This window comes from Rhizomicrobium sp. (assembly GCA_037200045.1).
In the GTDB taxonomy this organism is placed as follows: Bacteria; Pseudomonadota; Alphaproteobacteria; order Micropepsales; family Micropepsaceae; genus Rhizomicrobium.
Window position 1 is genome coordinate 71210 of record JBBCHM010000003.1, and the last position, 23155, is coordinate 94364.

Consider the following 23155-nt stretch of genomic DNA (forward strand, 5'->3'; position numbering starts at 1 on the left):
GGAAGGAGGCACCAGATGTGGAAGCCGGAGCATCGCCGGGCGGCGGCGCTGGTTGGATTGCGGTATCCCAACGATTTGACGGATGCGGAGTGGGCGTTGATCGCGCCGCTGATTCCGCCCGCCAAGCGCGGCGGCCGTCGGCGCGAGATCGATGTTCGTGAAGTTCTGAACGCGATCTTCTATGTGCTCTCGACCGGTTGCCAGTGGAAGGCGCTGCCCAAAGACCTGCCGCCGAAGAGCACGGCGCATTTCTATTTCATGCTGTGGGATTGGGACGGCACGCTGGAGCGCATCCACCATGCGCTCTATGTGGCGGTGCGCGAGAAGGAAGGCCGCGAGGCCAGCCCGACCGCGGCCATCATCGACAGCCAGAGCGCCAAGGCGGCTCAAAAAGGGGCAAAAGCCTCGATCCGCAGGGCTTCGATGCGGGCAAGAAGGTTACGGGCCGCAAGCGCCACATCCTTGTCGACACGCTCGGTCTGTTGCTGAGCGTTGCCGTTCATTCCGCCGGCATCCAGGACCGCGACGGCGCGGCGCTGGTGCTCGACAAACGGACGCGGGCGCTGTTTCCCTTCATCGAGCGCATCTACGCCGATGGCGGTTATCGGGGGCCACGCGTTCGCGCCGCTGCCGCAAGAACCGGCACGTGGAAGATCGAGATCGTCAAACGATCCGACATCGCAAAGGGCTTCGTTGTCTTGCCCAAACGATGGGTGGTCGAGAGAACCTTCGCCTGGATCAGCCGCAATCGACGCCTTTGCCGCGACTTCGAACGCTATGCAAACACCGTCGCGGCCTTCATCCGTCTCGCCATGGTCCGCATCATGCTCCGGCGCCTCACAAAGCCAAATCCCTCAACATGAATCCAAACTTCGTGGATCGGCTCTTAGTGGAAGCTGGCGATGCCAATACAGCCGCCGCCGCTTGATGCCGACGGTAAAGTAGTCCCGCATGATCATCAGGAGATTTTTCCGGCAGATATTTTGATCCGGCGAATTTCGGAACATCATATCAAAAATCGGCGCATTTCATCTATGGCGTTCCAGGAGTCTACGGACGGAACTGGAATGTCGGTCGATATTGAAAAAATCGTTGTCGAGGCAGGCATTGATCCTCGCGAGTTTGTAACCAGTGCTGAATTTTTTTGCTCCGTGCAATTTACCGCCGAAGTGCTTCGCGGAGAGGGGCTACAAGTAGGCTACTATCCGATACCCACAAATTCATATCATGGTGCCGTTTGGCGGATCACTACTCGTGGTCAAATGAACCGTCTCAGGCGTCTCGCACAATGGTATGTGAAGGGAAACGGGATCGTGTTGAACGACGCCGCTTAGTTGCGTTCTCAATCTGATGTCTTGCTTAGGGAACTCCGAGTCAGAACCTCACGTCTCTTATTCCGGGTCGATTTCCAAACGTGCAAGCGTCCGTTTCGCCTCGGTCGTGGTCCAATCTTTCTCGCTCGACCACGCGAGCTTCCCGGCCAACGACGACACGGGCCTGAAGCTGGTGATCAACATTCCGGTTCTTGCGAACGGAGCGCATTGAGATTTACCGAGAGCAGCGCGAAGACAAGCGGCCTACTGAAGCCCGAGTCGAAGCCCCTCCGTGCAAATACCTAACGGTCCGTTTTGCGTTTCCGCAATGCGGTGCGACTCTTGTGGAGCTTTTATGCGATTCGCGGGGACGCAGAACGCGAGCCCGCTCATCGCGAAGGACCCGCAGAATGCGCAGTCGCAAGCACAGAGAACCGGCACCGAAGCGCGGCCTGCGCGCCAGCTTCGCCATGCGTCATACGGCATTGGCGGACAAGGTACGGCGGAGCGGTACGGAGAGAACGCGCCGCGGCAGCCTCACGGCGCGGAACGCCGTGTGGCGGCGCTGCGAAATGGGCACCAATCCTATCGCCTGTTTCGGCATCTGGCGGCGCGGCACGCGCCGGCAGGCGGAACGCCTCAACCGCTCGGGCATCACGCGATGGCATATGCCGCATCAGGGCGGCGCCCATCTCGTCTTGCCGGGCGTCCGCCATGACGTCGTAAACCAGGATTGAAATGTTCGGCCGGTGGTCTCGGTGCCGTCCCGCGTGCACCCCGCCCGGGGGCTGATCGCCGATCTTGAGCGCGTGCGCTATTTCCAAGGCTGAAGACGCCGCCTCAGTTCATCTTCTCGCCCAGCCCGCGCATCTCTTCGAGCCAGCGGGTGCGCTGGGTGCTGGAGATGGTATCGACGCTGCCGATGAAGAGCGGCTCGCCGGCGGCGACGCCGCACAGTCTGTGGCGCGTCACCGGCTCGGCGCGGCCGCGATAGAGGAAGGCGGGCATGCTGGTCGTCACCACGATACGGGCGGATTTGGTGCCGCCGAGCGCCGCGGGCTCGAGATGGGCGCGCAGCCGGGCGATATAGTCGAAGAGCTGGCTCAGTTCTTCCGGCGGGCCGTCGGACAGGAGCGGATAGAAGATGGCGAGCCGGTCGGCGGCGCGCATCAGGCGGAAAGCCTGCTCCAGACGGTCGAGCGGGGCGGCGTCGGCATCGCGCGCGGCGGACAGCGCGGAAAGGTGCAGCGCACCGACGTCGAGGCGCCGCGTGGCGTAGCCGCGAGTCCGGGCGCCGGCCTCATAGGCTTCGCAGAGCGCGGCGCAAAAGCGTTCCGGCCCCGGATCGGGGTGTCCGTTGACGACGAGAATGTTGCGGCCCATGACGATGTCTTCGCTGGATGACGATGCGAAGAGTGCAGGGTAAGGCGCTGCGCGGCCTTGCGAATTGTCAGCGGCGCGATAAGGAGATTTACCGACGGCCATCGCGATGTCCGGCGCGTATGCCGGGCCGTAAACCATCGTCGGACGTTTACGCTCGGCAATCGTTCGCATGCGGACAAAAATGCGTACACTTGCATGTAACGAATCGTGGGCTACATAATCCTAGATGAGAGCAGCTTCGGCCATACCGCGCAGCGTCGCGGCGAGAACGACGGCGGGCACGCAGGTGGCGGCGTTGCCTTATCGCGTCACCGAGGCCGGCGTCGAGATCCTGCTCATCACCTCGCGCCGCACCCATCGCTGGATCGTGCCCAAGGGCTGGCCGGAAAAGGGCTCGAGCCCGTCCGCCGACGCCGCCCGCGAGGCGATGGAGGAAGCCGGCGTCAGCGGCGAGATCGCCGAGGAGGCGCTGGGCGTCTTCCACTATGTCAAGGAAATGAAGCACGGCGCGGGTTTGCCCTGCCGGGTGAGTCTCTATCCGCTAAGGGTTACGCGCCAGCGCAAGAGCTGGTCGGAAAAGGCGGCGCGCGACGCCAAGTGGCACTCCGTCGGCGAGGCCGCTGCCCTGGTGGGCGAGCCGGAGCTGCGGCGCCTCATCCTGAAGTTCGGGGCGAGTTTCGCGCCGAAGACGCCCTAATCCAGCACGTCCGCCGCGTCCCTGTGGCGGCGAAACCAAGCATAGGCGTAAGAGCAGGTGGGCACGATCTTGAACCCCTCGGCGCGCGCCTTCGCGACGATCCCCTCCATCAGCCGGCCTGCCGTGCCCTTGCCGCGCAGGGCCGGCGGCGCCTCGACATGCGGAATGACCACGTGCAGGCCGCTGCGGCGATAATTGGCGAAGGCGGTCTCGCCGTCCTCCACGAGCTCGAAGCGGCTCCGGTCGCGATTGTCGATGACGGTCATGGCGTGGAAACAGCCTTCGCGGCGCCCGGTTGCGGGGCCCTGCCGGCGCGGAGCCGGTCTGCGGCGAAGAACGGCGCGTAGTACACCACGGTCGAGGCCAGCCCCATCAGGATCAGCACGCCGATATACCACGGCCAGGGCGGCATCGCGTCGAGGATGGTGGGATAGGGCGGCTTGGTCCGCAGCATCCCGTAATTGGCCCCGCTCAGCCAGTCGAACAGGCCGGCGGTGCCGGCATAGACGCAGCTCCAGGCGATCACGCGCGGCAGGGACGACGGATAGGGCCGCATCTTCAGGCCGAAGGTCACATAGAGGACGCTGGCGATGATCCCGCCATGGAAGACGAAGAACAGCAGGAACTGGATGTCGGGGAAGTCGAGCTGGACATCGGGCGTCAGCATCCCTTGCAGCGTGCCGGCCAGCGCCCAGAAATAGGCAAGCTCATAGGTCCGCTGGTTGGGCCAAAACAGCGTCACGACGGTCGCCATCGTCGCCCAGTCGCACAGATTGAGCGGGAATTCGTTGTCGACGCCGAGCCAGCCCTTGCCATGCAGCAGCGCCATCCAGCCGAACCAGTTCACCGTCATCGCGGCGCCCAGCGTCCAGCGGACCGCGCGGTCCGCGGCGGGGTGGACCAGCGGCTTCACCAGCCAGGCGGCGGCCAGCGGCAACACGAAGGGCAGGCACAACGCGACGATGTGACTGGAGCCGAACAGGGCGAAAGGCGCGGCCATCCCGGGGTCTCCGTCGTTATTCCTTTGACTTGGGGGCGGCCGATTTCCGATCCTTAGGCGAGAACCGCAAAAGGAAGCCCCATGAAGTACCGCAAGCTCGGCGCCAGCGACCTTACCGTATCGGAGATTTCCCTGGGTTCGTGGCTGACTTATGGCGTCGGCGTGGAGAAAGATAGCGCGCTCGCCTGCCTGAACCGCGCCTTCGAGCTGGGCATCAACTTCATCGACACCGCGAACGTCTATGGCCGCGGCGCCGCGGAGACCTTCCTGGGCGAGGCGCTGGCAGAGCGTAAGCGCGCCTCCTATGTCCTGGCGACCAAGGTGTTCTTCCCGATGAGCGACAGCGACAAGGGCCTGTCGCGGACGCAGATCGAGAAGCAGCTCGACGCCTCGCTGAAGCGGCTCAAGACCGATTTCGTCGATCTCTACCAGTGCCACCGCTACGACGCCGACACGCCGCTGGACGAGACGATGGAAGCCCTCACCAAGGCGGTGAAAAGCGGCAAGACGCGCTATATCGGCTTCTCGGAATGGTCGCCGAAGAACATCGAAGACGCACTCGCCCTGCCGAAGGTGGAGCGCTTCGTCTCCAGCCAGCCGCAATATTCGCTGCTGTGGCGCAAGCCCGAGGAGAAGGTCATCCCGCTCAGCGCCAAGAACGGCATTTCGCAGATCGTGTGGTCGCCGCTGGCGCAGGGCGTGCTAACGGGAAAATACGATCCCGACGCGCCGCCGCCGGCCGGCAGCCGCGCAACGTCTGATGCGATGGGCGGCTTCATCGGCCGCTGGATGTCCAAGCCCGTACTGCAAGCCGTGCAGAAGCTGAAGCCGCTGGCGAAGGAGGCCGGCCTGACGCTGGGCCAGTTCGCGCTGGCCTGGGTGCTGCGCGAGCCCAACGTCGCGAGCGCCATCGTCGGCGCCAGCCGGCCGTCGCAGCTCGACGAGAACGCGGCGGCGAGCGGCGCCAAGGTCGATCCGGCGCTGTTCGCCAAGGCGGAAGCAATCGTGGCGGACGCGCTACTCAGCTAGCGCGATGTCATCCGCCGCGAATGCGGCGGACCCAGTTGACGCCTGCGCCGCTGGCGCAGGTTTCCCCTGGGGAATCGTTGCGTTGTGGCCGCAACCGCGATTTGCTCCCTCGCAAACTCAGGGAGTGTCATCCATGTCAGCCGCCGGCGTGAAACCGGCGCCCACCACCAAGGGCGCGGTGCCGTTTCTCAAAGTCCCGAAGGATGGCGAGCCCTATCTCGCCGGATCGAAGTGCAGCAAATGCGGCGAGGTCGCGGTCGGCACGCGCGAGACCTGCGGCAAGTGCGGCGCGCGGCAGGGCGTCGAGCCCATCAAGCTCGCGAGCACCGGCAGGCTCTACAACTTCACCGTCGTGCACCGGAATTTTCCCGGCGTGCCGGTGCCGTTCATCTCCGCGATCGTCGATGTCGATGGCGGCGGCACGCTGAAGGGCAATCTTCTCGGCGTCGAGCCCGATCCGGCAAAGATCGCATTCGATATGCCGGTGAACATCGTAATCCGGCCGGTCCCGCAGAAGGACAAGGACGGTAATTCCTATCTCGCCTATTTCTTCGAACCCAGGACCTGAGGAGCGCACACCATGAGCAACGACGTCTATGTCGTCGGAACCGACATGATCAAGTTCGGGCGCTTCCCCGAGAAGACCGTGCCCGAACTCGGCGCCCAGGCGGCGCTGATGGCGCTCGACGATTGCGGGCTGACCATCCAGGACATGCAGGCGCTCTATAGCGGCAACCTGTTCGAAGCCAGCGCCGGCGTCGGCCAGCGCATCCTGCGCGAGATCGGCCAGACCGGCATTCCGGTGGTGAACACCGCGAACGCCTGCGCCACCGGCGCGACCGCGTTCCGCGAGGGCTGGATGGCGATCAAGGCCGGCGTCTACGACATCGTGCTGTGCGTCGGTAGCGAGCAGATGGGCTCGGGCCTGCTCGGCGGCGGGAGCGGGAGCAAGGGCATTCCGACCGAAGGCCTGCTCGGCTCCGGCACGATGCCCAGCGTGTTCGCCCATGTCGGCCTGGAGCACACGCGCAAATACGGCACGACCTTCGAGCAGTTCGCCAAAGTGTCGGTGAAGAACCACCACCATTCGACGCTCAATCCCAAGGCGATGTACCAGAAGGAGACGCCGCTGGAAGAAGTGATGGGCGCGGAGATGATCTCCTATCCCAACACCAAGCTGATGTGCTCGGTGAACGTCGACGGTTCGGCGGCGGCGGTTCTGTGCTCGGAGAAGAAGGCGCGCGAGCTTGGACTGATGGGCCGCGCGGTGAAGGTGCGGGCCTCGGCGCTGTCGTCCGATCCCTACACGCCGCGCAACATCGCGATGATGGACTTCAACGCGGTCACGCGGCTGGCCGCCAAGACGGCGTATGAGATGGCGGGCCTCGGACCCGACGCGGTCGACCTGATCGAATTGCACGACTGCTTCGCGACGGCGGAGATCGTGCATTACGAGAATCTCGGCATCTGCAAGGACGGCGAGGCGGGCCGCCTGATCGACACCGGCGTGACGCAACTCGGCGGGCGCATCCCGGTGAACGTCTCGGGCGGGCTTCTGTCGAAGGGCCATCCGCTCGGCGCCACGGGCATCGCGAATATCTACGAGGTGACGACGCATCTGCGCGGCGAGGCAGGGGGCCGCCAGGTCGAGGGTGCGCGCATCGGGCTGACGCATGTCGTCGGCGCCGGCAGCGCCTGTGCGGTGCACATTCTCGAAAAAGCGTAGCGCTGTTGCGCGGACATCGCGGCGCGGCGGGTGTAACGGCCCGCCGCGTTTCGCTTTCGCCGCCTCAGGAGTGTCCGGCCTTCGGCTCGCGGAACATCCACGGGAACATCAGGCCGACCGGCACGGCCCAGAACAGGCCGGCGACGGCATAGAACACAAACGCGGCGAGGCCGCTGGCGCGCGGCAGCACCAGCACGGCGAAGCCGGAGGCGAGCAGGGCATAGACCGGCAGCCAGATCAGAATCAGGATCGTGCCGATCAGCTTCTTGACGCGCACGGTCATGCGGCGAACTTTCCAAAAAACCGATTCATGTAACAGGCCTCGAGACGGCGCGGTCAAGCGCCGGACGGCGCCGGCTCAGAACCGCGAGCTCGTCAGCGTCACGTCCGCGAGCTTCCATACCTTGTCGAATTCCTTGCGTGTCGCGGCGGCGGCCGTCTTGTCGCCGAGCGCGTCCTGCGCCTGCGCCAGGCCGTAAAGCGCCCAGCCGTCGAGGCGGTAGGTCTTGAGGCTCCGCTCATAGACCTCCGCCGCCTCCTTGGCGCGGCCGGCCTGCAGCAGCGCGGCGCCAAGCAGATGGCTCGACGGCTGATGCCAATAGGGCGGCTCGGTGTAGGGCAGGGCTTCCTCCAGGTCGCGGGCCTTGGTGAAGAACGCGACCGCGGTTTCGAGATCGCCGGAGGTGCGCGCGATCTCGCCGCCGAGATCGGCCAGCGCGATCTGCGCCATCTGCTGGGCCGGAATGCCCTTGAGCGCGGCGAGGCCCGGATCGTCGATGAGCGCGGCCAGCGCCTGGCGCTCGGCCGCCGCGTTCGCCTTGTCGCCCTTGTTGGCATAAGCGAAGCCGCGCGCCAAATGCGCGATGACGAGATCGAGCTTGAGGTCGTCGGACGGCAGGGGTTCGGCGAGTATGGCGTCCCATTTGCCGAAGCGCAGCAGCGTGGCGACGGGCGTGAAGATGAAAAGCTGCACGCCGTAATTGCGCTTCACGTCGTCGGGCTTGCCGGCGGCGTTCACCAGCCGGCGCGCCGCATCGATGGAGGCCTGGTAGCGGCCCTCCATCTCCGACGAGGTCCACAGGAAGTGGATGTTGTGGCCGTAATAGCCGACCGGATAATAGCCCTGGGCATGGCAGGCGGCGATGTATTGCTCGTCGACCAGCGCCGCCAGCGTGTTGACCTTCGCGGCGTCCTCATAGCGGCCGATGCGGTAATAGATGTGCGACGGCATGTGCACGATGTGCCCGGCGCCGGGCATCAGCTTTTCGAGCCGGTCGGCCGCGACCTCCGCGCGCTCCGGCGTCGTCGTCGCTTCCACCGCATGGATATAAAGATGCAGCGCGCCCGGATGATAGGGCGAGCGCTTGATGATGCCTTCGAGCGTCGCGACGATGGCGAGGGCATGGCCCTTCGGCGTCACGCCGTCCTGTTCCCAATAATCCCAGGGCTGGGTGTCCATCATCGCCTCGGCATAGAAAGTGCCGGCGTCGAGGTCGTTCGGGTATTTCTTCCACAACTCGCCCATGGCGCGCGCGAAGGCGTCGTCGAGGCGGGCGCGGTCCGCCTTGGGATCGGCGGAATAGCGCTCGGCCAGCGCGTTGATCCAATCGCGTTCCTCCGGCGAGGCGTAGCGCTCGAGCGCTATGGCGTTGGAGATCGCCTGCCAGGCCGGCTTGATCGCGTCGTCGGGCATCGGCAGGTTGATGTTGGAGCCCAACGCCATGGCGACGCCCCACCAGCACATCGCGCAATGCGGATCGAGCCGCGCCCCTTCGCGGAAGGAACGGATCGCCTCGGCATGGTTGAAGCCGAACATCAGATTGACGCCCTGGTCGAACAGAAGCTGCGTCCGCGCGTTCCTCGTCGAGATCTTGTGACGGTGGCTGCCCAAGCCCTTGAAGATCGGCGCGCCGGGCTTGTCGGCCTCGCCCATATAGACGCTGGGCATCGGGTCGATCATCTTCATGCCCATGCCGCTCATCGGCATGGGCATCGACATCGGCATGGTGTCGGCGGCGAGCGCGGCCGTGGCGGCCAGCGCGAGGGTTGCTGCGGCAATCGCGATCTTCATGGAGTCCTCCCGATCCCTGTTTCGAGCATGCGCCGGCCGCCGCGACAAGATGGCGGCAAGACCTTGGGCGGCGGGGGCTTTATGCAGGCGTCATGAGCGGATCGGCCCCGAACTTCTGGTGCAGCCGCCGGGCGGTCGGATTCTGGCTGCTGGGCGTGGCGGCGATCATCCTGGGCATGGTGACGGTCGGCGGGCTGACGCGGATCACCGGCTCCGGCCTGTCGATCACCGAATGGGACGTGATCCTGGGCGCCCTGCCGCCGCTGAACGACGCGCAGTGGCACGAGGCCTTCGCCAAGTATCAACGCATCCCGCAATACATCCAGGAGAACGCCGGCATGAGCCTTGCCGCCTTCAAGGGCATCTTCTGGTGGGAATGGGCGCACCGGCTCCTGGGCCGGCTGCTCGGCGTGATTTTCCTGGTGCCGTTCGTCTGGTTCGCCTGGACGGGCGCGGTCCGCCGCGCCGAGTGGCCGCGCATGCTGCTGCTGTTCGTGCTCGGCGGCCTGCAGGGCTTCGTCGGCTGGTGGATGGTGGAGAGCGGGCTGGAGACGCGGGTGAGCGTGTCGCAATACCGCCTGGCGATCCATCTCGGCGTGGCGCTGATCCTGCTGGTGGCGATGGTGTGGATCGCGCTGGAATATCTGCGGCTCGGCGAAAAATCGCCGCGTGCGTCGCGAGCGCGTTTGCCTTTCGCTGTTGCCGCGCTGGTCTATGTGCAGATGCTGCTGGGCGCGCTGGTGGCGGGGTTGCACGGCGGGCTGCTCTACAACACCTGGCCGTCGATGGATGGGCGCTTCCTGCCCGAGGACGCTTTCGTGCAGCGGCCCTGGTGGATCAATTTCTTCGAGAACCCCGGCACGGCGCAATTCGATCACCGCATGGGCGCGTATGTCGTGGCGATATCCGTCTTTGTCCTGTGGTGGCGCGAGCGGGGCAGGCTGACCGGCTGGGCACGGCGGAGCGGCAATGCGCTGCTGCACCTCACGCTGTTCCAGATCGCGCTGGGGATCGCGACGCTGCTGCTGCAGGCGCCCGAATTCCTCGCGGCGGCGCACCAGCTCGTGGCGGCGCTGCTGCTCTGCACGGCGGTGTGGCATGCGTTTGAGATGAGCCAATGCCCCAACCAAAAGGTGTCATGGCCCGCGAATGTGGGCCATCTAGGTGACGCCTGATCCGCTACCGACGGAAGATTATTTGACCCGCTACGCGGCGAGGTTGCGAATTTCAACTGGATGGCCCGCATTCGCGGGCCATGACAACTGAAAAACGCGGTCTCATCCCGCCATCGCCTGATCCAGATCCGCGATGATGTCCTCGACGCTCTCGATGCCGATGGAGAGCCGCATCACCTCGTTGCCGGCGCCGGCCCTGGCGCGTTCGTCGTCGTTCAATTGCCGATGCGTCGTCGAGGCGGGGTGGATGATCAGGCTGCGCGTGTCGCCGACATTGGCGAGATGGCTGATCAGCTTGACGCCGTTCACCACCTTCACGCCGGCCTCATAGCCGCCCTTCAGCCCAAAGGTGAACACCGCGCCGGCGCCCTTGGGGCAATAGGTGCGGTGCAGGCCGTAGGAGGGATTGTCCTCCAGGCCGGCATAGTTGACCCATGCGACCTTGGGGTTCTGCTGCAGCCATCTGGCGACCGCCAGCGCGTTGTCGCAATGCTTCTGCATGCGCAGCGGCAGGGTCTCGGTGCCGGTGATGACCAGGAACGCGTTCATCGGCGACAGCGCGGGCCCCAGATCGCGCAGGCCAAGCACCCGGCAGGCTATGGCGTAAGCCATGTCCCCGAACGTCTCCCAGAGCTTCATGCCGTGATAGGACGGGCAGGGCTCGCTGAGCGTCGGATATTTGCCGCTGCCCCAGTTGAACTTGCCGCTGTCGACGATGATGCCGGCCATCGAATTGCCGTGGCCGCCGAGGAATTTCGTCGCCGAATGCAGCACGATGTCGGCGCCCCATTCGATGGGGCGGATCAGATAGGGCGAGGCCAGCGTGTTGTCGACGATCAGCGGCACGCCGCCGGCATGGGCGATGCCGGCGATCGCCTCGATGTCGCTGATGATGCCGCCCGGATTGGCGATGCTCTCGATGAACACGGCCCTGGTGCGATCGTCGATCTGCGCCTTGAACGACGCCGGATCGGTCGTGTCGGCCCATTTCACATGCCAGTCGAACTTGGCGAAGCCTTGCGAGAACTGGTTGATCGAGCCGCCATAGAGCTGGCGCGCCGCGACGATGTTATCGCCGGGGCTCATCAGCGTGTGCAGCGCGATGAGCTGGGCGGCGTGGCCGGAGCCGACGGCGAGGCCGGCGCGGCCGCCTTCGAGTGCTGCGACCCGCTCCTCCAGGACCGCATTGGTCGGGTTCATGATGCGCGAATAGATGTTGCCGAAGACCTGGAGGTTGAACAGCGCCGCGGCGTGATCGGCGTCCTCGAACACATAGGCGGTGGTCTGGTAGATCGGCGTGGCCCGCGCGCCGGTGGCGGGATCGGGCTGCGCGCCGGCATGCACCGCCAGCGTGTTGAAACCGTAGTCGGACATGGGGAACCTCCGTGGACCGGTAGAAACTCTACCAATTCTGTAGGGTATAGATCAAACGCCGCGTCAGAACGCGAGGCGGCCTTTCAGATCGTCGAACGGGATCATGACATGTTCGCGATAGGCGGGGCGAGCCTTCAGCCGCTCATACCACGCCTCGACATGGGGCAAAGCAGGGCGGTCGATTTCGAGCTCGAAATAGCGGTAGAGCTGCGCGGCGGCGGGGATGTCGCCGAACGTGAAGGTTTCGCCGGCGACGAAGGCGCCGGTCTCCAGATGCCGGTCGAGCAGCCGGAACAGGATCGCGCAGCGCGCGATGGCCTTGCGAATCGCCGGCCAGTTCCGCTGGTCCTCCGGCGTGCGGTAGAAGCCCCAGAACACGCCGTTCATGAAGGCGGGTTGGAGGTCGGCGAGCGTCCAGTCCGTCCACTGGTCGGCATGGGCGCGGATGGCGGGATCGTCCGGCCAGAGCGCGCCGGCGCCGTATTTCGCGGCGAGATAGCGGACGATGGCGTGGCTCTCCCAGATCACCGTGCCGCCGTCGTCGATCACGGGCACGCGCCGGTTCGGATTGAGCGCGCCGAATTCCTCGGTATCGAGCAAGCCGAAAGACCCGCCCGCCGGGACGTGCTCATGCGCCAGGCCGAGTTCGCCGACGGTCCATAGGACCTTCTGCACATTGATCGAATTGCGGCGGCCCCAGATTCTCAGCATGCGGGGCAGACTATGTATTCGCGACGGCAATTCAACAGTCAGTTATGCCCGCGATGCGCCGCCCTGGCATCGCGATCGTGCTGGGCGGCGATGTGATGGCCGATGGCGCAGCCGGCCATGGCGCCGAGCACGGCATGATGGTGCAGATAATGCCCCGCGATGCCGCCGAGGATGGCGCCCTTGATGCAGCCCTTCGCCTGTGCCGCGGGCGCTGTCGCAAGACCAAGCGCCACGACCGCGAAAAGCACCGCAAGAGTCTTTTTCATCGCGACCACTCCCGTTGGACGAAACGGAGGTAGGTACGCGGCAGGCGGATTTCAAACCCGGCTATTCGCGGATCGACGGACCGGCGAGCTGATCATAGCCGCTGTCGCCGCTGCATTTGCGCGTTTCGTGGCAGTAGATCTTCTCGGCGCTCTTGCGGATCGCCGCCTGCTGCAGTGCGATCTGGCGCGCATGCGAGGTTGGCGTGTCGCCCATGATCCTCGCCGCGACATAGCTCTGTTCCTCGATCAGCTCATAGGACCCGCCGGTCGCGGCCATGTAGCGTTCGGCCAGCGCGAGCGCCGGCGCGTCGGACTGCGCCCGGGCGGCGGGCACGAACAAAAGCGCGACGGCGAAGAGGCGAGCCTTCATGCTCAAACCCGCTTGAGGTTGCCGCCCTTGCCGAACATCAGGGGCTTGCGGTTGTCGATCACCTTGCGGTTGACGCCCATCCAGCCGATCTCGCCCGAGAATCGGCCATGCTCGATCTTGGGGCAGCGGTCCATGATCACGGTCAGACCGGCGTCCCGCGCCAGCTTCTCTGCTTCCTCGCTGACGACGCCGAGCTGCATCCAGATCGTCTTGATGCCGAGCCGGTCCTTCTCCGCCAGCGCCTCGCGCACGATGTCCGGCGCCGCGTCGGAGGCGCGGAAAATGTCGACCATGTCGACCGGGGCCGGCACGTCCTTGAGCGAACCGTAGACGGTCTGGCCGAGGATCTTCTTGCCGACCATCGAGGGATTGATCGGATGGATCGTGTAGCCCTTGGCGAGCAGATACATCATCGCGAAATAGGACGGCCGCATGTCGTTGCCGGACGCCCCGACCATGGCGATGGTCTTGGTCGAACGCAGGATCGATCTGATGAGGTCGTCGGGATAGCTGGGCATGGGCTCAGACAACCTGACGGGCGACTTTGACGCGAACGGACAATCCGGCATGCCACGCCAGTTCGACCAGGGCATCGAGGCTAAACTTGTTGATCTTGCCGCGCAGCAAATCATTGAGGCGCGGCTGGGTGATCTTCAATTTCTTGGCTGCCTGAGCCTGGCTGATATCCCACTTCTTCACGGTCTCTTGCACCGCCATCATCAAGGCCGACCGCGCTTTCATGGCTTCGGCTTCGGCGGGCGTCGGCTCGATCGCATCCCACACGCTGGCGAATTGTTCCATTTTCATCGATGCACCATCAGTTGCGCGTAGCGGCTTGCGGCAAGTTCCAGGTCGCGTTTGGCGGTCTTTTGTGTCTTCTTCCGGAAGGCGTGAAGGACATATACCGCTTCCTCGAAGTGCGCGTAGTAGACGACGCGGAACGCACCGCCCGGCTCGCGAATTCGAATCTCCCTGACTCCGGGACCGACAATCCCGAGCGGTTTCCAATCATCTGGGTCCTTCCCGTTTTGCACGCGATCAAGCTGAAAGCCGGCCTCGCGGCGCGCCAATTCGGGGAACGCGCCGATTGTATTGCGGGCATCTCCCAGAAAAATGGCTAGCTTCATGATTATATCGGTTCAGATATAAAGTCCAGCTACTCCGGCCATTTCGGATCGCGTTTTTCCACGAAGGCGCCGATGCCTTCTTCCGCCTCGGCGCCGAGCATGTTCAGCGTCATGACCTGGCTGGCGTAATCGTAAGCCTCGCTCAGCCCCATCTCGACCTGGCGGTAGAACGCCTCCTTGCCGATCTTCAGCGTGCCGTGCGGCTTGGTCGCGATCAGGGCGGCGAGCTTGGCCGTCTCTTCCGCCAGCGCCTCGGGCGCGACGATGCGGTTGATCAGGCCGATGCGGCGGGCTTCCTCGGCGTCGATCGTCTCGCCGGTCAGCAGCATCTCCATCGCCTGCTTGCGCGCGACGTTGCGCGACAAGGCGACCATCGGCGTCGAACAGAACAGGCCGATATTGACGCCCGGCGTTGCGAACTGCGCCGTGGCGGACGCCACCGCGAGGTCGCAGCTCGCGACGAGCTGGCAGCCGGCGGCGGTGGCGATGCCCTGGACCTGCGCGATCACCGGCTTGGGATGGCGCACGATGGACTGCATCAGCCGCGAGCACTGGGCGAACAGCGCGGCGAAATAGGCCTTGCCCTTGTCGGCGTCGGCGCGGCGCGCGGTCATTTCCTTGAGGTCGTGGCCAGCCGAAAAGGCGGGGCCGTCCGCCGCGATGACGACGACGCGGACGGATGTGTCGGCCGCCGCCGCATCGAGCGCGTCCTGCAGCGCCGTCATCAGCCCCTGGCTCAGCGCATTGCGCGCGGCGCCGCGGTTGAGCGTGAGGCGCAGCACGGCGCCGTCCTGCGCCGCGAGCACCAGGGGAAGGTTTGCGGGTGCGTTCATTGCAGTCTCCTCAGTCGCCGCCGAACCAGTTGAAGGCCGCGTCGAAGCTCTTGGCGCCGATCGTCAGCTTGCCTTTTAGCACGGGATGGTCGTCCGGATGCGGCACGTCCGGCGTCGGCTTCTTGAAGAAGTCGGCGCCGAACGTTCCCTCGAACGTGACGGTGCCGAGCGTCTTGTCGGTGCCGGTGAAGCGCAGATGGCCATTGCCGAGGGCATACGCAATGGGCAGCACGCGGATCTGACCGGTATGGTACGGAATGCTGTCCTCGCCGGTCTTCACCGGGCTGGTCAGGTCCTCGAACTCGATCATCACGCCGCCAAACGCCTTGTCGGATTTGCCGGCTTCGAAGGTCTTCAGGTCGCCCGGCGGCGCGACGAACAGGTTGCGCAGCGACCACTTGCCGGCCGCGATCGGCGACGCCGGCAGGAAGTAGCCGAAATAGTCCTTCGACTTGTCGCTGACGAATCCCTTGAGCGGCGGCGGCGCAACCGGCGCGGCGATGGCCACACCGCCGATGGCGAACGCGAAGGCGAGAGCGGCAAGGCGCGATTTCATGAAAACTCCAAATGGGAACCGAATGAAAACCGGAACGAAGGCAGGAAGAAGGCGTTCAGATACCGCGTCCCAAGGGAGATACTACATGACAACGGCAAGCGGTCACACCTCAGCGATTCTGGCCTCGAAGGTCAAAGGCACCAACGTATACGATCAATCCGGCGACAAGATCGGCCATGTCGAGGACATCGTGCTCGACAAGCAATCCGACCGCATCATGTTCGCGGCGCTGGGCCAGGGCGGCGTCCTCGGCCTCGGCGAGAAGTTCTTCCCGGTTCCGTGGTCGATGCTCGGCTACTCCAAGGACATGGGCGGCTATGTCGTGCCGGTGGCGCAGGACGTCATCTCGAAGGCACCGACCTACCGGCTCGAGGACCTGACCAAAAACGACGGCGATTTCGGCAAGATCCGCGAAAGCTCCTACGACTACTTCAACGTCAAACGCGACTGGTAAGCCCCCCCTACCTGTCGTGCGAGAAGGCCCGGCTGTCCCCCACAGCCGGGCCTTTTCATTTGCGCCCGACAGTCCCTAAAATGCAGCGTCTCTTTGGGGAACGTCCGCCATGGCCTCCAAGCTCGCCGAAGATCCGCGCATCGATCCCCGCATCAAGGCCATCCTGGGCGCCATGCCGCCGATTTCGGCGGTCGGCGACGTCGCGAGCCGCGAACAGATGCTGGCGGAGGAGAACACCGAAGCGGCCAAGGCGGCCGCCGCGCAGCTCACCGCCATGATGGAATTGGTGGACAACGAGCAGATCGCGCCCTCGGCCGGGCTCAGCGTCCGCACCGAGACCTTCCGCTCCGAACCGGACGGCAACACGATCAAGATCCAGTTCATCCGGCCCGACAATGCCGAGCGGCTACCCTGCGTCTACTACATCCATGGCGGCGGCATGGCGACGATGTCGTGCTTCGACGGGATGTATCGCGCCTGGGGCCGCATCATCGCGGCGCGGGGCGTCGCCGTCGCGATGGTCGATTTCCGCAATTGCCTCCGCGCGTCCTCGGCGCCGGAAGTGGAACCCTTTCCCGCCGGTCTCAACGATTGTGCCGCCGGGCTGCGCTGGGTGCATGCCCATGCGGATCTCTTGAAGATCGATCCCCAAAGGATCGTCATCGCGGGCGAGAGCGGCGGCGGCAACCTGACGCTCGCCACCGGCCTGAAGCTGACGAAGGAAGGCGACGCCGGCCTCGTCAAGGGGCTTTACGCGCTCTGCCCCTACATCGCCGGGATGTGGCCGCAGGCGCAATATCCCTCGTCGATCGAAAACAACGGCATCCTGCTCGATCTGCACAACAACCGCGGCGCGATAGGCTATGGCATCGCGGCGTATGAGGCGCGCGATCCCTTGGCCTGGCCGGCCTTCGCGACGGAAGACGACGTGAAGGGCCTGCCGCCGACGGTGATCAGCGTCAACGAATGCGATCCCTTGCGCGACGAGGGCATCGCGTTCTACCGCCTGCTCTTGAGGGCCGGGGTGCCGGCGCGCGCCCATGTGGCGCTCGGCACCGTGCACGGCACGGAGATTTTCGCCATTACCTGTCCCGACATCAGCCGGGAAGCCGCGATCGCCATCGCGGATTTCGCCCGGACCTGAGCCGGCCCGCGCTTTGCGCTACGGTATTGAGATACCGCATCAAAAAAGCGCAGGAATCCCGGCGCTTTGTCTTGACCTGCGCGGCCGCGCCGCGTAATAGCGGCGCCCTGAACCGAAATTCCTCACAAGGTATCGCGATGAAAACCTACTCGGCCAAGGCGTCCGAGATCGAGAAGAAGTGGATCCTCGTCGATGCCGAAGGGCTCGTCGTCGGCCGGCTCGCCTCGATCCTCGCGCTGCGCCTGCGCGGCAAGCACAAGACGACCTTCACGCCCCACATGGACTGCGGCGACAATATCGTGGTGATCAACGCCGCCAAGATCGTGCTGACCGGCAACAAGATGAAGGACAAGACCTACTACCACCACACCGGTTACATCGGCGGCATCAAGGAGCGCACCGCGGGCCAGATCATGCGCGGCAAGTTCCCCGAGCGCGTGCTGCACAAGGCGGTGGAGCGCATGCTGCCGCGCGGCCCGCTCGGCCGGCGCCAGCTCTCCAATCTGCGCGTCTATGCGGGGGCGGAGCATCCGCACGCGGCGCAGCAGCCCGAGCCGTTCGACGTGGCGAAGCTGAATCCCAAGAACACCAACTTCAAGAAGGCGAGCTAGGCTCATGGCGGAAGACGTAAAGAGCTTCGGCGAACTCAAGTCGACGCTGATCAAGGCCAAGGTGCCGGAGAAGGCGGAACCCGGCGAGCAGCCCAAGTCCAACCGCGACTCCAAGGGCCGTGCTTATGCCACCGGCCGCCGCAAGAACGCGGTGGCGCGGGTGTGGATCAAGCCCGGCCGCGGCGCGATCACGGTCAACGGCCGCGACGAGAAGGTCTATTTCGCGCGCCCGGTGCTGCGCATGATCCTGCGCCAGCCGCTCATTGCGACGAACAGGGATGGTCAGTTCGACGTGATCGTGACGGTCGTCGGCGGCGGATTGTCGGGGCAGGCCGGCGCGGTGCGCCATGGCATCTCGCGCGCGCTGGTTCGCTACGAGCCGACGCTGCGCGCGGCGCTGAAGCCCGGCGGCTTCCTGACGCGCGATCCGCGCGCCGTGGAGCGCAAGAAATACGGCCGCCCCAAGGCGCGTCGTTCGTTCCAGTTCAGCAAGCGCTGAGCCATACGCTTCGTCTCGTTCCTTAAGAACAGTGGCTTACAGAAATGTAGGCCGCTGTTTTCATATTGCGGAGCGCAGTTTCCCGCTCGGTGAGACCGCCGTCCCTTCCGTCTCGCCGGCGTTATGGCAGCCCGTAAAGTTTGGTGAACCGGTCGACCATGGTGTTCCAGGTCACGAATTCGTCGTCTAGCAGCTCATAGGTGCCGCCCGGCGTCAGGTCGATGTCGTATTCGATCCAGGGATCGTTCACGCTGTCGAAATAGCCGCGCGCCCAGCGATGGTCGCGGTTCCATTCGTTGATCCGGGATATGTCGAATTTTCCGTGCGTGGCGAATCCGGCGGAGAATTGTATCGAGCCGCAGCGATCTGCCTTGCAGTCGAACAGGTAGACCCCGAAGGTCACGTCACCCAAATTACTCCGGACATGCGGCAAACCGCCGGAGCCTGTCGTCAGCTCCGCCGGATAACCCTTGCTGTGCAGCCAGGCGATGATGTCGCCGGTGGTGAAGCCGCCGGCCGGAATGTCTCTGGCCAAGGCCGCGCCGGACGTCAGGATCAAGGCCAGCGCCGCGGCGCCCACAATTCCTGCCCGCATGCGTGTCACTCCCGCGACTGTCCCATGCCCAGATCAGAACAGGCCGTTTTGTCGTCAACGCCGCGGGTTTCCGGCGACACCGCGCTTTCGGGAAAGACTGCCCGCAACTGGTGTGAATCCCTGAGGAAATCACGGATTGCTTGCGCGGCTTCCAATGCCTCTTCCTTGGTATATTCACCGAGCGAGATTTGTCGTCCGCCGCTGACTTCAAGCAGCGTGCGATAGGTCTTCGCCCGCCCCCGGCGCTTCACCAGAGCAGTTCGAATATTGGAAAACACGATCCGCTCGCGCCTATACCGAATACGGAGCGCGAGATGCGCGAGCTCGGCAACATTGCTCTCGCGGTCAAGCGTGCAAATGCAGGTACTCAAACCGCGGCCACCCACCTGCAACCGCAATCGTCGATCGGTATTCTCAATAATTCGAGCCATGATCGCCTCTGGAACGGAAATATCCAGGGCGTTTCCTCCGACTTCATCTATGTGACCTGAAATACGCGAAAAATTCAACGGTCGGATGACGGTGGAGCGTTGAATGGCACGGAATTCATTTTATTGCTTTGCCGCCGGCGGCATCAGGCGTCTTCTTCTTCCAATCCGGCCGCGACCGGCAGGCTGAAGCGTTCGGCGTTGGGCCGGCGGCTGTGATGGGCCGCCATTCGGTTGAGATGGAGATAGCGCCAATCGAAGCCGATCAGCTGGCAGCCCCCCATCAGGTTGTCGAGCGTCGAGCGGTAATGTTCGGCACGCGCGCGCAGCGCCGTTTCGGGCGCCCTCCGTGGCGATAAATGAACTGAAGCCCATGTGGCTTGGAATGCTGGTATTCGCTTAACGACGGGTCGCACCATGAAGCGCCGCCCAAACTGGGTATTCGCAAAAGGATGACGAGCCGTCCGCGCGATAATCGCGCGGTGTCCTCCCGGCCAACTGCGCGGCCGGGAGGAGCCCGATCGATAGCTTAGACCGGCGTGACGCCCGCCTTGGGATCGGCGCCGAATTCGTTGGCGCCGACCGTGCCGGGCTGCGCGTACCAATAGATGATCAGGATCCAGCCGACGACCGGGATGACGCTGATCAGGAACCACCAGCCGCTGCGGCCGATATCGTGAAGCCGCCGGACGCTGACGCCGAGGCTGGGGAGAAACAGCGCGAGACCGAACAGGCTCGTCAGCGCCTGGCCGACACCGAGGATACTCTGAAGGACGCCCAGGATCACCTCGGCGATGACGTAGACCAGGACGTACCACCAGAACTCCGCCCGGCGGGCGCGTCCGTTGAAGTCGAAATAATGCTGTGTGACGACATTCATGAACCAGTTGATGGGTTCCATTTTTCGTCTCCGTGGAGCGCGGCGGAAGCCGCCAGAAGGTGGGGGCGAAGGAGTCGAACCTCCAGGGCGAGCCATGCGCGGCACGCAATGGAGCCGGCACCCACACTCCCCCGCCATACGGTATAAATCCCGCAGGCAACGCCGGCCCGGTTGAGGTAAGGAGTGGGCTGGGTTCCTGTCAAGGAAAGGCGCGCTTAATCCGGTGGGAAAGTTACGGCCATGAGCAAGAAAGTTTTCGTCGACGGCGCCGCGGGCACCACGGGGCTGGAAATCCGCGAGCGGCTGGCGGGGCGGCGCGACTTGGCCGTGGTCCAGTTGGGCGATGCCGAGCGGAAAGACCCGCGCGCCCGGGCCGCCGCCCTGAACGACGCCGATGTCGTCATCCTGTGCCTGCCGGACGAGGCGGCGCGCGAGGCGGTGGCGCTGATCGAGAACCCCGCTGTGCGCGTGATCGACGCCTCGACCGCCCATCGCGTCGCGCCCGGCTGGGTATTCGGCTTCGCCGAATTCGAGCCCGGCAATTACGAGGCGATCGCCAAGGCCGCTCGGCTGACCAATCCGGGCTGCTGGTCCACCGGCTTCCTCGCCTTGGTGCGGCCGCTGGTCAGGGCGGGGCTGATAGCGGCCGACGCGCCGCTCAGCGCCCATGGCATCTCCGGCTATTCCGGCGGCGGCAAGGCGATGATCGCGGAATTCGAGAAGCGGGATTCGCCCGCCTATGTCGAGACGGTCGCGCGCGCCTATGCGCTGCAGCTCGCGCACAAGCATGTTCCGGAAATGGCCGAGCGCGGCGGGCTCCGCCACGCGCCGGTCTTCTCGCCCTATGTCGGCCGTTTCTACCGCGGCATGATCGTCGAAGTGCCGCTGCAGCTCTGGTCGCTCGACGGCGCGCCGAAAGCCGCCGACCTGCACGCCGCGCTGGCCGACGCCTATAAGGGCCGGCCGCTCGTCGAGGTCGCAAGCCCCGCCGAGGCCGCCGCCGTCAAGACGCTTGATGCCGAGGCGCTCAGGAACACCAACCGACTCAAGCTCTATGTCTTTTCGAACGAGAAGACCGGGCAGGCGCGGCTTAGCGCCGTGCTCGACAATCTGGGCAAGGGCGCTTCGGGCGCCGCGGTGCAGAACCTCAACCTCATGCTCGGCCTGCCCGAGACGACCGGCCTCGTCTGAGCATGGCGATCGGCTCGATCGAGGAGGCTCTCGAGCAGGCCGGCGTGACCGCGGCAACGCTGTCGCCGGCTGCTACCCGCGCCCTCGACGAGGACGGCTATGTCGTGCTGCGCGGCGCCATCCCGGCCGGTCTGCTGGACGATCTGCGCGCCCGGTTCGAGGTCCTGTTTCTCGCGGCGGACAAATGGCCGGCCCCGCGCGAGGCCGGCACGCGCCACGCGATGCTCGACAATGACGACGCGGTGCGCCGGATCTGCCTGTCGCCGCCGCTGCTGGCCTGCGTGTTCCACATCCTGCGGCGCCGCTTCTTCCTCAAGGAGGTGCAAGGCCGCGACCCCAGCCCCGGCGGCGGCTATCAGGTCCTGCACCGCGACTGGCCCGATGACGGCAACGGACCGGGTATGGTGGTGGGGCTGGGCTTTCTCGATCCCTATGGCGCGGCGAATGGCGCGACCAGGCTCGTTCCGGGCACCCAATTCGAACCCGGCGAGATGAACGACTATGCCCAATTCATGAACCATCCGTGCGAGATCGTGGTCGAGGGCGATCCGGGCGACATGCTGCTCTTTCATGGCCGGCTGGTGCATTCGGGACTCCGCAACGTCAGCGGCGCGCCACGCCGCACGCTCCAGATCTGCTGGCAGAGCCACGCGACCATCGCGACGTTCCGTGAAAAACGCGATCTCTCCCGCGTGTCCACGCTCGACCGCTACCTGATGGGAGCCGATTGATGTACCGCCCGGCCGCCTTCGCCGTCGACGACCGGACCGTGCTCGACGCCTTCATTCGCGCGCACCCCTTCGCGACCATTGCGCTGGCGCATGATGGTGCTGTGCAATTCGCCTATGCGCCGGTGATCTTGGATGCGGAGGGCGTGCGCTTTCATCTCGCCGCGAACAATCCGGTGGCGCAGGCAGCCGACGGCGCGCGGCTGAGGCTCTCCTTCCTGGGCGCCCACGCCTATATCTCGCCCGACTGGTACGAGACCAAAACGACGGTGCCGACCTGGAACTACAGCGCGGTGGAAGGCGAGGGGATCGCCGAGCGCCTCGACGAAACGGCGCTGACCGCGCTGCTGGTTGATCTCTCGGCCGCCGAGGAGGCGCATCTGGCGCCGAAGAAGCCCTGGACGATCGATAAAGTGCCGGCGGAACGGATGGCGATGCTGCTGAAGGCCATCACCGGTTTCTCGCTGCGCTTCGAGACGCTGGAGGGCAAGTTCAAGCTCTCGCAGAACCTGAAGGCGGCCGATTTCGAAGGCGCGGCGCACGGCCTTGAAGCGCGCGGCGACGCGGTAGCGCGGGAAATGAGACGCGTGCGGACGATTTAAGCCGCCAGGACAGCCTTCTTCACCTTGTCGGGCAGCGCGATCGGACGGAAGAAGGATGCCGGATAGAGAAAGTCGTCGCCGGACTCGTCGACAATCCTCACCAGGCCGTTCTTCTCCGCCGACGGATCGCGCAGCGAAACATAGATCTTCCGCTTCTCCAGCGCGGCCGGATAGCCTTGGTTGTTCACGCAGATCACGAGTTGCTTTGACATCGGGCCCGTCGGTTCAGAGAATTTCCTTGATCTTGAATTCCTTGCGGCCGATCCCGGCGGCTTCATACCAGTGAATCTCAGCCAGAAGCGGCGTGCCATTGGGAAAGGCGGATGCGTGCAACGCCTTTGCGTTTTCGCCATCGTCCTCGGCCGTAAATTCTCTTCAACCGCGACAATTCT

General features: G+C 64.8%; 34 protein-coding genes and 1 pseudogene. 16 read left to right on the forward strand and 19 right to left on the reverse strand.

The genetic code is table 11. The features are described from left to right. The first annotated feature begins 15 nt into the window (after positions 1 to 15). The 3 genes and pseudogenes from WDM86_22985 to WDM86_22995 all read left to right on the forward strand — a co-directional run bounded on the left by WDM86_22985 (position 16) and on the right by WDM86_22995 (position 2050). Positions 16 to 863: pseudogene (locus WDM86_22985) on the forward strand (IS5 family transposase). A 39-nt stretch (positions 864 to 902) separates the two neighbouring features. Next, positions 903 to 1334 carry a hypothetical protein gene (locus tag WDM86_22990; protein ID MEI9992879.1) on the forward strand — a complete coding sequence of 144 codons (432 nt, stop codon included), beginning with the start codon at positions 903 to 905 and terminating at the stop codon, positions 1332 to 1334. A gap of 551 nt (positions 1335 to 1885) precedes the next feature. Then, positions 1886 to 2050 (forward strand): hypothetical protein, encoded by a 165-nt coding sequence (locus tag WDM86_22995; GenBank protein ID MEI9992880.1) that lies wholly within the window; start codon positions 1886 to 1888, stop codon positions 2048 to 2050. 103 nt (positions 2051 to 2153) lie between these two features. Here WDM86_22995 and WDM86_23000 read toward each other — a convergent pair whose 3' ends face one another. Further along, positions 2154 to 2696 carry an NAD(P)H-dependent oxidoreductase gene (locus tag WDM86_23000; protein ID MEI9992881.1) on the reverse strand — a complete coding sequence of 181 codons (543 nt, stop codon included), beginning with the start codon at positions 2694 to 2696 and terminating at the stop codon, positions 2154 to 2156. 226 nt (positions 2697 to 2922) lie between these two features. Between WDM86_23000 and WDM86_23005 the strand changes: the two genes are divergently transcribed. Next, complete coding sequence (locus tag WDM86_23005; protein MEI9992882.1) at positions 2923 to 3393, forward strand: NUDIX hydrolase; 471 nt, start codon at positions 2923 to 2925, stop codon at positions 3391 to 3393. On the opposite strand, the gene WDM86_23010 is transcribed toward WDM86_23005, so the two are convergent. Both WDM86_23010 and WDM86_23015 read right to left on the reverse strand, forming a co-directional pair. Beyond that, positions 3390 to 3659, reverse strand: a complete 270-nt coding sequence (locus WDM86_23010) for a GNAT family N-acetyltransferase (protein MEI9992883.1) — start codon at positions 3657 to 3659, stop codon at positions 3390 to 3392. The two genes, WDM86_23005 and WDM86_23010, sit on opposite strands and share 4 nt — an antisense overlap. Beyond that, entirely contained in the window at positions 3656 to 4393 is a 738-nt protein-coding gene (locus WDM86_23015; protein ID MEI9992884.1) for a TIGR02206 family membrane protein, read from the reverse strand. Before WDM86_23015 ends, WDM86_23010 begins: the two co-directional genes overlap by 4 nt. An 81-nt stretch (positions 4394 to 4474) precedes the next feature. Here WDM86_23015 and WDM86_23020 point away from each other — a divergent pair, with 81 nt between their 5' ends. From WDM86_23020 to WDM86_23030, 3 genes are all read left to right on the forward strand, one after another. Continuing rightward, complete coding sequence (locus WDM86_23020; GenBank protein MEI9992885.1) at positions 4475 to 5422, forward strand: aldo/keto reductase family protein; 948 nt, start codon at positions 4475 to 4477, stop codon at positions 5420 to 5422. Positions 5423 to 5555: 133 nt separating this feature from the next. Then, on the forward strand, positions 5556 to 5990 hold the full coding sequence (locus tag WDM86_23025; GenBank protein MEI9992886.1) for an OB-fold domain-containing protein: 435 nt from the start codon (positions 5556 to 5558) through the stop codon (positions 5988 to 5990). Between the two features lie 12 nt (positions 5991 to 6002). Beyond that, the gene (locus tag WDM86_23030; GenBank protein MEI9992887.1) at positions 6003 to 7148 is read left to right on the forward strand and encodes a thiolase family protein; all 1146 of its coding nucleotides are present in this window, start codon (positions 6003 to 6005) and stop codon (positions 7146 to 7148) included. Positions 7149 to 7212: 64 nt separating this feature from the next. Here the strand turns inward: WDM86_23030 and WDM86_23035 are convergent, their stop codons facing one another. Both WDM86_23035 and WDM86_23040 read right to left on the reverse strand, forming a co-directional pair. Then, complete coding sequence (locus WDM86_23035) at positions 7213 to 7431, reverse strand: DUF2842 domain-containing protein (protein MEI9992888.1); 219 nt, start codon at positions 7429 to 7431, stop codon at positions 7213 to 7215. 75 nt (positions 7432 to 7506) lie between these two features. Next, positions 7507 to 9219 carry a hypothetical protein gene (locus WDM86_23040; protein MEI9992889.1) on the reverse strand — a complete coding sequence of 571 codons (1713 nt, stop codon included), beginning with the start codon at positions 9217 to 9219 and terminating at the stop codon, positions 7507 to 7509. A gap of 92 nt (positions 9220 to 9311) precedes the next feature. Here WDM86_23040 and WDM86_23045 point away from each other — a divergent pair, with 92 nt between their 5' ends. Further along, entirely contained in the window at positions 9312 to 10394 is a 1083-nt protein-coding gene (locus WDM86_23045) for a COX15/CtaA family protein (protein MEI9992890.1), read from the forward strand. 102 nt (positions 10395 to 10496) lie between these two features. On the opposite strand, the gene WDM86_23050 is transcribed toward WDM86_23045, so the two are convergent. The 9 genes from WDM86_23050 to WDM86_23090 all read right to left on the reverse strand — a co-directional run bounded on the left by WDM86_23050 (position 10497) and on the right by WDM86_23090 (position 15631). Next, positions 10497 to 11768 carry an O-acetylhomoserine aminocarboxypropyltransferase gene (locus WDM86_23050; GenBank protein ID MEI9992891.1) on the reverse strand — a complete coding sequence of 424 codons (1272 nt, stop codon included), beginning with the start codon at positions 11766 to 11768 and terminating at the stop codon, positions 10497 to 10499. Positions 11769 to 11831: 63 nt separating this feature from the next. Continuing rightward, entirely contained in the window at positions 11832 to 12479 is a 648-nt protein-coding gene (locus WDM86_23055) for a glutathione S-transferase (protein ID MEI9992892.1), read from the reverse strand. 38 nt (positions 12480 to 12517) lie between these two features. Beyond that, on the reverse strand, positions 12518 to 12745 hold the full coding sequence (locus WDM86_23060; protein ID MEI9992893.1) for a hypothetical protein: 228 nt from the start codon (positions 12743 to 12745) through the stop codon (positions 12518 to 12520). A gap of 61 nt (positions 12746 to 12806) precedes the next feature. Beyond that, positions 12807 to 13115, reverse strand: a complete 309-nt coding sequence (locus tag WDM86_23065) for a hypothetical protein (protein ID MEI9992894.1) — start codon at positions 13113 to 13115, stop codon at positions 12807 to 12809. Positions 13116 to 13117: 2 nt separating this feature from the next. Continuing rightward, positions 13118 to 13633, reverse strand: coding sequence for a CoA-binding protein (locus WDM86_23070; protein MEI9992895.1), 516 nt, complete (start codon positions 13631 to 13633; stop codon positions 13118 to 13120). A 4-nt stretch (positions 13634 to 13637) separates the two neighbouring features. Further along, positions 13638 to 13922: an XRE family transcriptional regulator gene (locus tag WDM86_23075; GenBank protein MEI9992896.1), complete on the reverse strand. Its 285-nt coding sequence runs from the start codon at positions 13920 to 13922 to the stop codon at positions 13638 to 13640. After that, complete coding sequence (locus tag WDM86_23080; GenBank protein ID MEI9992897.1) at positions 13919 to 14242, reverse strand: type II toxin-antitoxin system RelE/ParE family toxin; 324 nt, start codon at positions 14240 to 14242, stop codon at positions 13919 to 13921. The genes WDM86_23075 and WDM86_23080 overlap by 4 nt, the downstream gene beginning before the upstream one ends. Before the next feature lie 29 nt (positions 14243 to 14271). After that, entirely contained in the window at positions 14272 to 15075 is an 804-nt protein-coding gene (locus WDM86_23085; protein MEI9992898.1) for an enoyl-CoA hydratase, read from the reverse strand. 10 nt (positions 15076 to 15085) lie between these two features. Then, the gene (locus WDM86_23090) at positions 15086 to 15631 is read right to left on the reverse strand and encodes a hypothetical protein (GenBank protein ID MEI9992899.1); all 546 of its coding nucleotides are present in this window, start codon (positions 15629 to 15631) and stop codon (positions 15086 to 15088) included. Positions 15632 to 15716: 85 nt separating this feature from the next. Between WDM86_23090 and WDM86_23095 the strand changes: the two genes are divergently transcribed. From WDM86_23095 to rpsI, 4 genes are all read left to right on the forward strand, one after another. Continuing rightward, on the forward strand, positions 15717 to 16085 hold the full coding sequence (locus WDM86_23095) for a PRC-barrel domain-containing protein (protein MEI9992900.1): 369 nt from the start codon (positions 15717 to 15719) through the stop codon (positions 16083 to 16085). 109 nt (positions 16086 to 16194) lie between these two features. Beyond that, positions 16195 to 17229 carry an alpha/beta hydrolase fold domain-containing protein gene (locus WDM86_23100; GenBank protein ID MEI9992901.1) on the forward strand — a complete coding sequence of 345 codons (1035 nt, stop codon included), beginning with the start codon at positions 16195 to 16197 and terminating at the stop codon, positions 17227 to 17229. Positions 17230 to 17366: 137 nt separating this feature from the next. Next, a complete protein-coding gene (gene rplM / locus WDM86_23105; protein ID MEI9992902.1) occupies positions 17367 to 17840 on the forward strand; it encodes a 50S ribosomal protein L13 in 474 nt (157 codons plus the stop codon). Positions 17841 to 17901: 61 nt separating this feature from the next. Then, positions 17902 to 18339, forward strand: coding sequence for a 30S ribosomal protein S9 (gene rpsI, locus WDM86_23110; protein MEI9992903.1), 438 nt, complete (start codon positions 17902 to 17904; stop codon positions 18337 to 18339). Between the two features lie 121 nt (positions 18340 to 18460). Here the strand turns inward: rpsI and WDM86_23115 are convergent, their stop codons facing one another. Further along, positions 18461 to 18934, reverse strand: a complete 474-nt coding sequence (locus tag WDM86_23115) for a YbjN domain-containing protein (protein MEI9992904.1) — start codon at positions 18932 to 18934, stop codon at positions 18461 to 18463. A 5-nt stretch (positions 18935 to 18939) separates the two neighbouring features. Next, the gene (locus WDM86_23120) at positions 18940 to 19212 is read right to left on the reverse strand and encodes a hypothetical protein (protein MEI9992905.1); all 273 of its coding nucleotides are present in this window, start codon (positions 19210 to 19212) and stop codon (positions 18940 to 18942) included. A gap of 36 nt (positions 19213 to 19248) precedes the next feature. Here WDM86_23120 and WDM86_23125 point away from each other — a divergent pair, with 36 nt between their 5' ends. Continuing rightward, complete coding sequence (locus tag WDM86_23125) at positions 19249 to 19425, forward strand: hypothetical protein (GenBank protein MEI9992906.1); 177 nt, start codon at positions 19249 to 19251, stop codon at positions 19423 to 19425. An 83-nt stretch (positions 19426 to 19508) separates the two neighbouring features. Here the strand turns inward: WDM86_23125 and WDM86_23130 are convergent, their stop codons facing one another. Together WDM86_23130 and WDM86_23135 are read right to left on the reverse strand one after the other, a co-directional pair. Continuing rightward, positions 19509 to 19781: a hypothetical protein gene (locus WDM86_23130; GenBank protein MEI9992907.1), complete on the reverse strand. Its 273-nt coding sequence runs from the start codon at positions 19779 to 19781 to the stop codon at positions 19509 to 19511. 110 nt (positions 19782 to 19891) lie between these two features. Beyond that, positions 19892 to 20263, reverse strand: coding sequence for a DUF805 domain-containing protein (locus tag WDM86_23135; GenBank protein ID MEI9992908.1), 372 nt, complete (start codon positions 20261 to 20263; stop codon positions 19892 to 19894). Between the two features lie 219 nt (positions 20264 to 20482). On the opposite strand from WDM86_23135, the gene argC reads away from it, so the two are divergent. From argC to WDM86_23150, 3 genes are read left to right on the forward strand one after another with little or no spacing between them, the layout of a single operon-like run. Beyond that, entirely contained in the window at positions 20483 to 21433 is a 951-nt protein-coding gene (gene argC, locus WDM86_23140; protein MEI9992909.1) for an N-acetyl-gamma-glutamyl-phosphate reductase, read from the forward strand. Between the two features lie 2 nt (positions 21434 to 21435). Continuing rightward, positions 21436 to 22164 (forward strand): phytanoyl-CoA dioxygenase family protein, encoded by a 729-nt coding sequence (locus WDM86_23145; protein ID MEI9992910.1) that lies wholly within the window; start codon positions 21436 to 21438, stop codon positions 22162 to 22164. Beyond that, positions 22164 to 22763: an FMN-binding negative transcriptional regulator gene (locus WDM86_23150; protein ID MEI9992911.1), complete on the forward strand. Its 600-nt coding sequence runs from the start codon at positions 22164 to 22166 to the stop codon at positions 22761 to 22763. Before WDM86_23145 ends, WDM86_23150 begins: the two co-directional genes overlap by 1 nt. Here WDM86_23150 and WDM86_23155 read toward each other — a convergent pair. Then, complete coding sequence (locus WDM86_23155; protein ID MEI9992912.1) at positions 22760 to 22975, reverse strand: hypothetical protein; 216 nt, start codon at positions 22973 to 22975, stop codon at positions 22760 to 22762. The two genes, WDM86_23150 and WDM86_23155, sit on opposite strands and share 4 nt — an antisense overlap. Positions 22976 to 23155: the final 180 nt, after the last annotated feature.